The 11648-nt window shown below is 38.1% G+C and carries 14 protein-coding genes; 3 read left to right on the top strand and 11 right to left on the bottom strand.

Annotated elements, in window-relative coordinates:
• Positions 1-7 precede the first annotated feature (7 nt).
• Genes CYO92_RS05655 through aroQ form a run of 5 tightly spaced genes read right to left on the bottom strand, consistent with a single transcriptional unit; the run spans position 8 to position 4219 of the window.
• Positions 8-874 (bottom strand): P-loop NTPase, encoded by an 867-nt coding sequence (locus tag CYO92_RS05655; RefSeq protein WP_103588979.1) that lies wholly within the window; start codon positions 872-874, stop codon positions 8-10.
• Positions 867-2234 carry a flagellar biosynthesis protein FlhF gene (gene flhF / locus CYO92_RS05650; protein ID WP_103588978.1) on the bottom strand — a complete coding sequence of 456 codons (1368 nt, stop codon included), beginning with the start codon at positions 2232-2234 and terminating at the stop codon, positions 867-869. Before flhF ends, CYO92_RS05655 begins: the two co-directional genes overlap by 8 nt.
• A 10-nt stretch (positions 2235-2244) precedes the next feature.
• A complete protein-coding gene (folK, locus tag CYO92_RS05645) occupies positions 2245-2721 on the bottom strand; it encodes a 2-amino-4-hydroxy-6-hydroxymethyldihydropteridine diphosphokinase (RefSeq protein ID WP_103588977.1) in 477 nt (158 codons plus the stop codon).
• On the bottom strand, positions 2718-3743 hold the full coding sequence (locus CYO92_RS05640) for a M24 family metallopeptidase (protein ID WP_103588976.1): 1026 nt from the start codon (positions 3741-3743) through the stop codon (positions 2718-2720). Before CYO92_RS05640 ends, folK begins: the two co-directional genes overlap by 4 nt.
• Entirely contained in the window at positions 3740-4219 is a 480-nt protein-coding gene (gene aroQ, locus CYO92_RS05635; protein ID WP_087578496.1) for a type II 3-dehydroquinate dehydratase, read from the bottom strand. Before aroQ ends, CYO92_RS05640 begins: the two co-directional genes overlap by 4 nt.
• Positions 4220-4304: 85 nt before the next feature.
• Here aroQ and mqnF point away from each other — a divergent pair, with 85 nt between their 5' ends.
• Both mqnF and sppA read left to right on the top strand, forming a co-directional pair.
• A complete protein-coding gene (gene mqnF, locus CYO92_RS05630; RefSeq protein WP_103588975.1) occupies positions 4305-5522 on the top strand; it encodes an aminofutalosine deaminase family hydrolase in 1218 nt (405 codons plus the stop codon).
• Positions 5510-6373: a signal peptide peptidase SppA gene (sppA, locus tag CYO92_RS05625; protein ID WP_103588974.1), complete on the top strand. Its 864-nt coding sequence runs from the start codon at positions 5510-5512 to the stop codon at positions 6371-6373. The genes mqnF and sppA overlap by 13 nt, the downstream gene beginning before the upstream one ends.
• Positions 6374-6421: 48 nt before the next feature.
• Here the strand turns inward: sppA and CYO92_RS05620 are convergent, their stop codons facing one another.
• From CYO92_RS05620 to CYO92_RS05610, 3 genes are all read right to left on the bottom strand, one after another.
• Positions 6422-7318 (bottom strand): glutamate--tRNA ligase family protein, encoded by an 897-nt coding sequence (locus tag CYO92_RS05620; protein WP_103588973.1) that lies wholly within the window; start codon positions 7316-7318, stop codon positions 6422-6424.
• Complete coding sequence (locus tag CYO92_RS05615; RefSeq protein WP_009294719.1) at positions 7296-7541, bottom strand: RNA recognition motif domain-containing protein; 246 nt, start codon at positions 7539-7541, stop codon at positions 7296-7298. The genes CYO92_RS05620 and CYO92_RS05615 overlap by 23 nt, the downstream gene beginning before the upstream one ends.
• Positions 7542-7764: 223 nt before the next feature.
• Positions 7765-8316: a DJ-1 family glyoxalase III gene (locus CYO92_RS05610; protein ID WP_103588972.1), complete on the bottom strand. Its 552-nt coding sequence runs from the start codon at positions 8314-8316 to the stop codon at positions 7765-7767.
• Positions 8317-8400: 84 nt separating this feature from the next.
• Between CYO92_RS05610 and CYO92_RS05605 the strand changes: the two genes are divergently transcribed.
• On the top strand, positions 8401-8658 hold the full coding sequence (locus CYO92_RS05605) for a SelT/SelW/SelH family (seleno)protein (protein WP_258030510.1): 258 nt from the start codon (positions 8401-8403) through the stop codon (positions 8656-8658).
• 343 nt (positions 8659-9001) lie between these two features.
• Here CYO92_RS05605 and efp read toward each other — a convergent pair whose 3' ends face one another.
• From efp to CYO92_RS05590, 3 genes are read right to left on the bottom strand one after another with little or no spacing between them, the layout of a single operon-like run.
• Positions 9002-9568: an elongation factor P gene (gene efp / locus CYO92_RS05600; RefSeq protein WP_021090997.1), complete on the bottom strand. Its 567-nt coding sequence runs from the start codon at positions 9566-9568 to the stop codon at positions 9002-9004.
• 19 nt (positions 9569-9587) lie between these two features.
• On the bottom strand, positions 9588-11168 hold the full coding sequence (serA, locus tag CYO92_RS05595; protein WP_223315392.1) for a phosphoglycerate dehydrogenase: 1581 nt from the start codon (positions 11166-11168) through the stop codon (positions 9588-9590).
• Positions 11162-11644: a hypothetical protein gene (locus CYO92_RS05590; protein ID WP_103588970.1), complete on the bottom strand. Its 483-nt coding sequence runs from the start codon at positions 11642-11644 to the stop codon at positions 11162-11164. Before CYO92_RS05590 ends, serA begins: the two co-directional genes overlap by 7 nt.
• Positions 11645-11648 lie beyond the last annotated feature (4 nt).

The raw sequence follows: 11648 nt of genomic DNA, 5'->3' as shown, positions 1-11648 counted from the left end.
ATCTCCATCAAAATTGTTCTATCAAACGCTTAAAGAAGCCCCCAAAGCTCCTGCTTTGCTCATCGTTAAGCACTTTTCGTTCCAACCTATAAAGTAAATTCGAAGCTATCTGTTTTATCTGGGCACTAGGCTCAGCATAAGCAGCGTCGTCTGTAAAAAGCGTTCGTTGTTTTATACTTCTTGAAACATTCTTATCAGAAGCCACAAATCCTATAAGCTCTAAATTTAAGCTAGGCCCGATATTTGCATTAGCAACGCGTTTGATATTTTCATAAATTCTAGTCGCCTCTGCTTCATTTTTTACCATATTTAAAAGCAAAAGCTCACTATTTTTAAATCTTGAAACGATCTTTATGACAGCGTATGCATCGGTTATCGCCGCAGGATCAGGCACAGTCACCACCACGACCTCATCAGCCGCTTCTAAAAACAGCTGCGTACTACCGCCTATGCCAGCTCCGGTGTCAATGATCAAAAAATCAAGCTCATCAAGCTCGCTCGCCTCATCTAAAAACCTCTCAAATAAAAATTGATTGTTAAATTTCAAAATTTCATCGCCGCTTTCACCAGGAATGAGGATCAAATTTTTATTTATAGGTATCAAGATATCTTTTAGGCTGCACTCGCCTTTTAGCACGTGAAGTAAATTTTTACCCATTTTTACATTTAAGATAACATCAAGGTTTGCAAGGCCGATGTCAGCATCAAATAGTCCTACTTTATAGCCATTTTTTGATAAAACATTTGCTAAATTTGCACTTATCGTACTCTTACCAACACCGCCTTTGCCGCTAGTTATCGCAATAAAATGTGTATTTTTGTTCTTGCTTTGTGACTGGACTAAATTTTGTAATTTTTGCGCTTGATTATTCATCGCTAGCCTTTTGCTTTGTAAAGCCGTCAAACACGCACTCTACTAAAAATTCGCTCTTTGCCTCCACAAGATCATCAGGCACCTCTTGGCCTACGCTAAAGTAGCTAACCGGCGTATTTGTCTCATATATCAGCGAAAAGACGTTGCCAAAAATTTTTGTCTCATCAAATTTGGTGATTATTAGCGTGTCAATATCCAAAAATGAAAATCCATTATAAATTTCTATTAGATCTTCGACCTTTGAGCCAGCCGAAAGGACCAAATTTACATCAATCTTTGCACCGCTATGCTTTAAAAATTTATCAAGCCTTTCAAGCTTTTCTTTGTCATACTGCGAATTTCCAGTGGTGTCGATTAGGATTACGTCGCAGTAGCTAAGCTGCTTTATAGCATTTTGAAAGTCATCTATCTCGATAACATCAAGTATAGGTAGCTTCATCATTTTAGCGTATTGAAATAACTGCTCAACCGCTCCAATACGGTACGTATCAAGCGTGATGATGCCTGTTTTATACCGCTTTTCATTGCCGTAAGCAAAACGAGCCGCTAGCTTTGCAAGAGTCGTCGTCTTACCAACTCCAGTTGGACCAACTAGCATCATAATACGTTGTTTTTTATCGCTTGGCTCTTTTCTGCAAGGTAACATATTGCGTAAAAGTGAGTAGAAGTACCTTTTTACAGCAGTTGGATTGCTCTTCATCGAAACTGGCAAATTTTCAAGCGTCGTTTGCATGATAGCCTCTAAATGCTCATCTTTCATGCCACTTTGTTTTGCGAGTTTATAGATATTAGCAAACTCTGGTGGGATCGAGAGATTGTTGCGATTTGGTGCTTTCTCGTCCCAGATCATGTCAGTTATGAGCCCTATTTTTTCGCTTAACACGCTTACTTGCTTTGCCACATCGTCTATTTTTTTATTCATACCATTTGGTATGCTCGACTCTTTATCTTTGACGTCATCGATATTTACATTTGCGATCGTGCTTATCTCTTTTGCAGCAGCTGAGATATTTAAAAGCACGCTCTCGTTTGGATCGTAAGGCTCGGGTGATGCTGTCTTTGCCTCAAATTTAGCCGGTTCTTCTTTTATCTCAAATTTTGGCTTAGCAGGTTCATAGTTTTTATTAAATTTAGAGTAGGCATTTTCGTAATTTATGGCTTTTGTATTTGGTTTTAGGGGTTGCTTTACGTCGTCCTCTTCGACGCTTACTAAAATTTCATAAAGCGGTTTTTTATTTATCGTTTTGGCTTGAATCTGTTTTGTAGTAACTAGTATGGCCTTTTCGCCGCACGTTTCTTGAGCCTTTTTCAAAGCCTCAATGGTGCTCTCACCTGTAAAAGTATGAAATTTTGTAGCCATTTATATCCTTTTAACCTCTCATAAGCCCTAGTGGCACGATCACGCTAAGCCTCTTATCGGCTCCTGGGTGTGGGACGATAAGGCGTGGCGTTTTATAGACTTTTTTACTAAAATACAAAATATCCAGATCAAGCGTGCGTGGCGCATTTTTAAACGTCCTGACACGCTTAAATTTACTCTCATAGTGCCCCAAAATTTTTAGAGTTTCTCTAGGGCTCATAGATGTTTGTAAATTTATAACAGCGTTACTAAAATCATCCTGCGCTTCGTAGCCAAACGCCGCATTTATAAGGATCGGCGAGACTTCAACTACGTGAAAACGCCTATCTTCACTAACCGCTCTTATAAATTTATCAAACCTCTTTGCGCTATCACCGATGTTGCCACCCATGCCAACTAGCGCCTCATACTTAAACTCATCTCTTTTTTGAAAAAAACTAGGGCAAAAACGGCTTTTTACGATCTTTCTTGCTCCAGCTAGCCTCATAAAATTTCGCACCCACCTTCTCTTGCGACCACCACGTCCTCGATGCGCACACCAAATTCATTTTCTAGATAAATTCCAGGCTCCACGCTAAAGACCATGCCCTCTTTTATGAGCGTTTCGCTCCTTGCTGAGATGACTGGAAGCTCGTGTATATCCACACCCACACCGTGTCCTGTCGAGTGAAAAAAGGCCTTTTCATATCCAGCCTTTGCTATCACGCTTCTTGCTGCAAGGTCTATCTCGCACGCCCTAACTCCAGCTCTAGCGACCTTTATCGCAGCAGCCTGAGCCTCTTTTACAATCTCGTAAATTTCTTGCATCTTGGCGTTTTTAAATTTTTGTTCCTTTGAGAAGCTAAAATTTTCATCAAAGCAAGCAGTTCTGGTGCGATCAGAGCAGTAACGCTTAAATTTAACACCAGCATCAAGTAGCAGCAAATCCCCTTTTTTTAAAATTTTATCCCCTGGCAATGCATGCGCCTTTGCGGCATTTTCATTTATCGCTACGATCGGATCAAAGCTAAGACCTAGCTCATTTTTTTGCCTAAAGATGAGTGAAGCGTTAAAATGAAGCTCTTTCTCGCTCATCCCCTCGCCATTTTCACGCACAAATTTAGCAAATTCGTCAAAGCATTTTGCTCCAAATTCGCTTGCCTTTTTTAAAATTTTTATCTCATCTTCGCTCTTGCAAATTCTCTTTAGCCTAGAAAAATTTGCCTTTGGCTTGAAATTTATCTTAAAACCTTTGCTAAGCACGTTATACTCGCTTAAGCTTAACTCGTCAGGGTTAAAAACGAGGCTGCTTGGCTTCATCTTTCTTAAAAATGCCCTGACCTCGCTTATTAAATTTCTCTGCGCCAAAAGAACGACTACTCCTGCATTTACGCAGCTTTTTACCTCAAAATAATACCTCGCGTCCGTGAAAAAGTATTTTACGCCATCAAGGCATAGCAAAAACTCATTGTCGCAGCTGTAGCCGCACTCGTAAAATACGGCGTTTTCGTCCTTTAAGATGAAATTCATTGTGCTTTTTGATTTGCTCTTACTGCTTTAATTTGCTCAAAAATTTGAAGCATACCTATCATCGCTAAATGATAGCCAACTGGTCCAAAGCCCACGATCTGGCCTGCCGCAACTGGTGCAATTAGGCTTTTGTGGCGGAACTCTTCTCTTCTATAAACGTTGCTGATATGTACCTCGATAACTGGCAGCGCAACCGCACTTAGCGCGTCACGGATAGCGATAGAGGCGTGAGTGTAAGCGGCTGGGTTTATGATGATGCCGTCAGCATCGCCCAAGCACTCTTGGATCTTATCGACTAGCTCGCCTTCAAGGTTACTTTGAAAAAACTCGATCTCAACGTCATTTTGATCAGCAACGATCTTCATTTGAGAGTGGATATCCTCCATCTTCATAACGCCGTAAATTCCTGGCTCTCTAGCGCCAAGCATGTTGATATTTGGCCCTTGGATAACCATTATTTTTAGCTTCTTATCCATGTCACTCCTTTTTGATTAAATAGCCCAAATTATACATTTTCGTTCCTAAATTTTCGCTACAATAACAAAAATTTAAGGCTCAAATGTGGAAATTTTAAAAGCAAAAAAAATAATCACTGGCGGAGAAAATCCAAAAATTTTAAGAAATTCTTGTGTCGTTATTGATGATGATAAAATTTTAGAAATTACAAGCGAAAAAGAGGCGCAAAAGAAATTTAAAGAGGCGAAAATTTATGACTTTGGTGATAGCGTGATTGTCCCAGCCTTTATAAACTCGCACGTTCATTTGGAGTTTAGCTCAAACGTTAGCACACTAAAATATGGCGACTTTATAAAATGGCTTGGCTCTATCGTCGATAAAGGCGGCGAGCTAGCTAAAATGGACGCTAAAAAAGCGATGAGTGAAGCTATAAATTCGCTGTTAAAAAGCGGAGTTTGTACCATTGGCGAGATATCTAGCTTTGGCTCTGAGCTTGAAATTTTAGCCGCTAGCCCTCTAAAAGTCGTACTTTTTAGTGAAATTTTAGGCTCAAATGAGCAGATGGTTCAGCAAAATTTGCAAAATTTCTTAGCTAAATTTGAAAAAACAAAGGGCTATAAAAGCCAAAATTTCACCCCAGCCATATCGCTGCACTCGCCCTACTCTGTGCACCCCAAGCTCGCCAAAGCTGCCCTTGAAATGGCTAAAAAAGATGAGCTACTTGTAAGCACGCACTTTTTAGAGAGCAAGACTGAAAAGCAGTGGCTAGAGCGTGGCACCGGAGGGTTTAAAAAACATCTTTTAAGATTTAATCCGGCCCCAAAGCCAATGTATGACGCAAAGAGCTATTTTGAGATGTTTCGTGAGGTAGATACGCTATTTACGCACTGTGTTTATGTGAGCGATTTTACTAAATTTAAGCCTCATCACAGCGTGACACACTGTGCCGTTTCAAATAGACTGCTTGGCAAAAAGGCGCTAAATTTAAAAGAAATTTTTAAAAATGAGGTCAGCTTAAATATCGGCACAGACGGCCTTAGCTCAAATATCAGCCTAAATTTTTGGCATGAACTAAGAGCTGCCCTATTTACCCACGCTAGCCTTGATCTAAACGAGCTTGCCACTAGGCTTTTTGTCGCTGCAACGCATGGGGGCGCAAAGGCGCTTAGGACAAATAACGGCGAGATAAAGGCAGGACGCGCGGCTGATATCGCAATCTATAACGACCTAGAGTGCGATGATAGCGAGCTAATACTTCAGCTCATACTTCACACAAACGAGGCTAAAAAACTATATATCGGAGGCAAAATTTGCAAATTTTAAGGCTTATTTTTAGAGGAATTTTGGGAATTTTTAAATTTATCAATAGCTACTTTAAGGCACTCATATTTTTACTGATCTTATTTTTCGTATTTGCGCCAGATAGCAAGATGAAAGAGCCAAATTTAGTCCGCATAGACATCACCGGCACCATAGTAGATACTAGTGAAATTTTAGATGCACTCGAAAAAGCAAGGCTGGATAGCAACATCAAAGGCGTGCTGCTCTATATCGATAGCCCAGGCGGTGCGCTAAGTCCAAGCGTGGAGCTAGCCATGGCGGTCAAGCGACTAAAAGAGACTAAAAAAGTGCTCGCATACGCAGCTGGAAACATGGCGAGTGGCAGCTACTACGCTGGCGTAAATGCTGGTACTATCATTGCAAACCCAGGTGCTTTCATAGGCTCGATCGGCGTCATCATGCAAGGGGCAAACATCGAAAATTTAGCCAAAAATTTAGGCGTGAGCGAGCAGGTGGTGAAGGCTGGCGAGTTTAAAGAGGCTGGCACCTTTATGAGGAGCTGGAGCAAGCAAGAGCGTGAGAGCTTGCAAGGGCTCGTAAATGATGCTTACATGCTATTTGTAAGCGACGTGGCAGAGGCTAGAAATTTAGATATCAAGAAAAAAGACGAGTGGGCAAACGCAAGGGTCTTTTTAGCTCATAATGCCCTAAAAATGGGGCTAATTGATAGCCTTGGTAGCTACATAGATGCTCAAAATGAGCTAGCAAAAATGAGCCTCGTAGATGAGCCCATCTGGCAAGAAAAACCGCAGATCGAAAAGATAATGGAGAAATTTACAAAGCAAGGTATAAACTCGCTTTTTAGTGCATTTTTTGAGACAAAGCTCAAATAATCAAAGCAAAATATTAAGGCGGGGATAAACTGCATATATAGTATAAATTTAGCTCATACTTTGCAAAAATTTTTTGGCTATATTTTTTAGCTTAAACTCGTAAAGTAGATTTTGGATTTTGTCTGCTGATTTTATATCTAAACCAAGATCATTTGCTAAAATTTTGTAATAAATTTGCGGGCTATCTTTTAGATTAATTGGTGGTGATTTTGAGCTTTTTGAGAGCTTTTTGCCATCTTTTAAAAGTAGCTTATGATGAATAAAATTAGCATTATAAAAGCTAAAATTTAGCCTTTTTGCAAGGTATCTTTGAGCTAGCGTGCAAGCCTTTAAATCCTCACCTCTAACAACCAAATTTATACCCATATCCTCGTCATCTATCACGCTTGCAAAGTTGTAAGCAGGAGCAAAATCTTTTTTGTAAATCACAAAATCGCCCATTTGCTCTGCCACAAGCTTACCAAGAGGATCACCCTCATCCACGCTTAGTCTAATGGCAGTCTTGTCTTTTATAAATTTTAGATTTTTATTTTTACAAATTTTAGTGTAAATGCCGTTTATGTAGGCATTTTTTCTAGTCCTTGAACATTCGCAGATATAAATTTCATTAAGCTTTTTTAGCACATTTTCATATCTTTGCGATCTCGTCTTAAAGCTAAAATTACGCTCAAAGTCACTTACACTAATTGGACCTTTATCGTAATCAATTTCCAAAAAATCTAAAACATTAAAGATATTTTGAACAAATTCTTGCCGGTATCTACTAAGATCATAATCATCGATACGTAAGTGCAAAATGCCATTTACCGAACGTGTCAAGAGATAAGTTAGGATGAAGTTATAAGCATTGCCAGCATGCAAAAACCCACTAGGCGTAGGAGCTATGCGGGATGCTATGCCACCATTTGGTGGCAAATAGTCATTAATCCCTTGGTCTAGCCTCATTTACCCTTAAAGTACGTCCGCCTAGTTCTTTTTCATTTAGTGCGTCTATAGCTTTTTGTCCCTCATTTGCATCGTCCATTTCAACAAAGCCAAAGCCTTTTGAACGATCAGTTTCTCTATCTTTTACTATTTTTGCTCGCCTTACTTCACCAAATTGTGCAAAGGCTTCCTTTAATTCTGCCTCTGTCGTTCTATACGACAAATTTCCTACATAAATATTCACAGGAGTATTCCTTAAAAAAATTACCGATTTATTCGGTTAGTGTGATAATAGCTAATTTTCGTCAAAAAGATGTAAAAAATCAAAAATTTATTATATTTTTTTGAAAAATATTCTTAAAAGCTACAAACTCGTATATATAGAGCTTCTATAACTATCACTAAACAAAATCTAATCTTAAGTTTAAAAATAATAATTAAATAAAAAATTATTTTATCTTTATAAGCTATTTATAAAGTAAATCATTCTTTACTTTAAGATACGCTTCATCGCCAAGTAAATTTTTAACTATAAAAAGTGCAAATTCCATTGAAAAAGCAGGACCTTTTGCTGTAATAATATTTTGATCCCTCAATACACTCTTGCCGTTATCATAACCCCTTTTATCACTTCTTACATTTTCTTCAAATCCTGGATAACAAACAAAATGATCTTTTAGCACACCAGCACTCTCAAGCACCATAGGAGCAGCACAAATGGCACAAATAAGCTTATTGCTTTTATCAAAATTTTGCAAAATTGCTTTGAGTCTTGTATCGTTTGCTAGATTGCTAGCTCCTGGAAGTCCGCCAGGAAGGACGATCGCATCATAGTCTAGCTCTTTCATCTCGCGAAGTGTTACGTCGGCTTTTACGCATATATTGTGACATCCTTTGATGTTTACGTCATTTAGCCCAACAATAGAAGCTATCGCTCCAGCTCTACGTAAAACATCAACAGAAGTTAGTGCTTCTATCTCCTCAAATCCTTCAGCTAAAATCACAGCAACTTTTTTCATAAATTTATCCTTTACAATAATATGTTTTATTTGTTAAATAAAATTTTATATAATGTTGGCTTATTTCACAAGAAAGGACAGAGCATGCAAGTAAAAATTATTTACTGCAACTCTTGAAACTATCGTCCGGTAGCTTCTCGTGTAGAAGATGAAATAAAAGCGAACTTTAGTGATGCAAGAGTCGAAAAGGTTATAGGTGATGGTGGAAATTTCATCATCGAGGTTAATGGAGATGTTATATTTTCTAAGAAAGATCGCATTGGAAATGATGAAGCGAGATTTCCTCACGGTGAAGAGATCACAACTCTTATAAACAAATATCTCAAAGAAAAGTCGGCTTAATGCTAGCTACCGAGACGGGAAACCGTCTCGTTTTTCCCTATTTTTGACTTACGGTTCTACTATCCTAATATAAAAATTTTATAGTTAAAACATTTGCTTATCTTGCTAAGAATTTTCATTATTTTATATATTTTTTTGATTTTTGAAGATTTTATGAGCTGATATTTGGCTATATTTGGATTTTTATAAAATATAAAAATTTTGTATATTTTATGCTAGTGCTACTTGAAAATTTACAATGTATGAAATGAAGTTTTTGCTAAAGCCAATACTTTTTAAATAGTGACTTTAGCTAAGCATTGGGCTTACTAAACGTAAATTTAGCAAGAAAGATTAAGCTGCTTTATTTATTTGCACGCTCGATATACTCGCCGCGAACAGTATCCACACGGATAACCTCGCCCTCAAGTACGTGAAATGGTATCTGAACTACCGCGCCGCTCTCAAGAGTAGCTGGCTTTTTACCGCCTTGCGTATCACCCTTGAAATTTGGTGGAGTCTCAACTATCTTTAGCTCAACTACTTGTGGCACTTCAACGCCGATCGCATTGCCATTGTGAAATAAAATTTCAACCATCATGCCATCGATCATCCATTTTTTAACATCACCCACATCCTCATCGCTAATAGCAACTTGCTCATAAGTAACCGTATCCATAAACTGACAATATTCACCATCATCATAAAGATACTGCATCTCTTTTTCTTCAAGATGTGGTTGCTCGCATTTATCGCCTGCGTGAAAAGTCTTTTCAAGCACTTTTCCATCGATAAAAGATTTGATTTTTGCACGAACAAAAGCTGCACCTTTGCCCGGTTTAACGTGTTGATATTCTACGATTTTATAAGGAACGCCATCGATCTCGATCTTTAGCCCTTTTTTTAGATCGCCCATTGAATATGAAGCCATTTTTTATCCTTTCAAAATTTTATATAACTGCGTATTGAGCCCAAACGCAAGCTTCAAGTGCGTTTAGTCTCTCTAACGTTTCTACTTTTATATGTTCATCAACCAAGATAACAGCAAGTGCCATATTGTGATCATCTCTACCAAGGCGGAAGTCTGCGATATTAATCTTTTCATCAGCTAAAATTTTACTGATTTGAGCGATAACGCCTGGCACGTCATGATTTTTAAAGATGATCATCTTGCCTTTTGGTTTAAAGTCAGTCTTAAAACCATTTATCGTTACGATACGTTGCTGATTTTCACCAAATACCGTTCCACCTACGGTTACAATGCCATTTTCAGTAGTTAAGCGAACTGTGATTTTATTTTTAAAAATACTATCTCCGCCAAGACTAGTTTCAGTCACTATACCTTTTTCATCGCATAAAAATTTAGCATTTACATAATTTATCGCATCACCAAGACTCTCTTTTAAAGCACCTACGATTGCAAAAGTTAGCATTGAATTTGCATATTCGCTAATCTGACCGTGAGTCTCGATACGAATGGCCTTGATAACGCTTTTATTTATCTGTGCAGCAAGAAATGCCATCTTGCTTGTAAGATCGATATAAGGTTCAACAAATGGCGGTAGATCTTCTGTTTTTATAGGTAAATTTAACGCATTTGGATAGCTTATGCCGCGAGCTGCTAAAATAGCTTGCTCGACTGCCTCTACTGCGATATTTCGCTGTGACTCAAGCGTATTTGCTCCAAGGTGTGGGGTGACACTTACATTATTTAGATCAAGAAGTGGATGATCAGTTGCTGGCTCTCTTGTAAAAACATCAATACCGGCAAATGCTATCTTGCCACTTTTTAGTCCTTCATAAAGCGCTTCTTCGTTATAAAGACCACCTCTAGCGCAGTTTATAAGTCTTACGCCATCTTTCATTTTTGCGATCTCTTTGGCGCCGATCATATCGGTTGTCTCTTTAGTCTTTGGTGTATGTATCGTGATAAAATCACATGCTAAAATATCATCAAAATTTTTAGTATAAGTACCGCCCATGTCGATAACTTTAGATGGGTCAATATATGGATCATAAGCGATGATCTCCATACCAAAAGCTTTTGCACGAACGGCTACCCTTGAGCCAATATTGCCAAAGCCGATCACGCCAAGCTTTTTCTTAAAAAGCTCAACCCCATACCATTTCTCACGCTTCCAAATTCTATCTAGCTTTAGATCATTATGAGCGTATTCAAGAGATCTAGCTGAAGCTAGCATATGCGCCATTGTTAGCTCAACTGCAGCAATAGTGTTTGCAGTTGGAACGTTCATAGCTATTATGCCACGTCTTGAGCATCCTTCTATATCGACATTATCTACACCAACACCAGCTCTAACGATAGCTTTTAGTTTTTTACCAGCGTTTAAAAAGGCCTCGTTTACTTCAGTTGAGCTTCTTGTTATAGCAACATCAGCCTCGCCTAAAATTTTTAAAAGTTCATCTTTGGGAGTATTAACTGCATCTATTACGTTTATATCTTGCTCTTTTTTTAAAAGTTCAAAACCTACTGGATGTATCGCATCGCAAACAATGATAGTTTTCATAATTTTACCTCTCTCACACTTGAGTGGATATCATAAACTCTTAGTTCTAAAATGATATTTTGTAGAAGTTTAGAGTCTTGAGTATTTAAAAATATCTGGCTTTTTGCACCATCTTTTACAACAGTAAAATCGACCTCACTTTTTCTTAAAGTCTGCATCAAACAAAACATTGAATAGATATCATTTTTATCTATCAAAAGCTCATATGCAGTAATCTTTGGTTTTTCTATTTTGGGTCGGTTGTATTCTATAAAAATTTCATTTACAGGCAGCACATAATCTCTTTTTCTAATAGTTGCTAGCTCACTCATCCAGTTGGTATCGCTGGTCGTGTTTTTAGTTAAATTTTGCTCATTTGTGATATTTTCTTCAGATATTTGGCTGAAATTTATACTTGCAAATTTAACAAGAGAAATTCCAACCAAACCCAATATAACAAATAGCAGGACAACTACTAATAAAAGTATGCGTCTGCCCATTTAA

Source organism: Campylobacter concisus, from assembly GCF_002913715.1.
Classification (GTDB): Bacteria; Campylobacterota; Campylobacteria; order Campylobacterales; family Campylobacteraceae; genus Campylobacter_A; species Campylobacter_A concisus_AG.
The sequence above is the reverse complement of the archived record's forward strand: the minus strand, read 5'-3'. Positions and strand labels throughout refer to the sequence as shown.

Coding starts and splice junctions, on each gene's coding strand:
- CYO92_RS05655 (WP_103588979.1), bottom strand. CDS start 874: ATGAATAATCAAGCGCAAAAATTACAAAATTTAGTCCAGTCACAAAGC.
- efp (WP_021090997.1), bottom strand. CDS start 9,568: ATGGCTTCATATTCAATGGGCGATCTAAAAAAAGGGCTAAAGATCGAG.
- aroQ (WP_087578496.1), bottom strand. CDS start 4,219: ATGGATAAGAAGCTAAAAATAATGGTTATCCAAGGGCCAAATATCAAC.
- flhF (WP_103588978.1), bottom strand. CDS start 2,234: ATGGCTACAAAATTTCATACTTTTACAGGTGAGAGCACCATTGAGGCT.
- CYO92_RS05640 (WP_103588976.1), bottom strand. CDS start 3,743: ATGAATTTCATCTTAAAGGACGAAAACGCCGTATTTTACGAGTGCGGC.
- CYO92_RS05620 (WP_103588973.1), bottom strand. CDS start 7,318: ATGAGGCTAGACCAAGGGATTAATGACTATTTGCCACCAAATGGTGGC.
- folK (WP_103588977.1), bottom strand. CDS start 2,721: ATGAGGCTAGCTGGAGCAAGAAAGATCGTAAAAAGCCGTTTTTGCCCT.
- CYO92_RS05590 (WP_103588970.1), bottom strand. CDS start 11,644: ATGGGCAGACGCATACTTTTATTAGTAGTTGTCCTGCTATTTGTTATA.
- CYO92_RS05610 (WP_103588972.1), bottom strand. CDS start 8,316: ATGAAAAAAGTTGCTGTGATTTTAGCTGAAGGATTTGAGGAGATAGAA.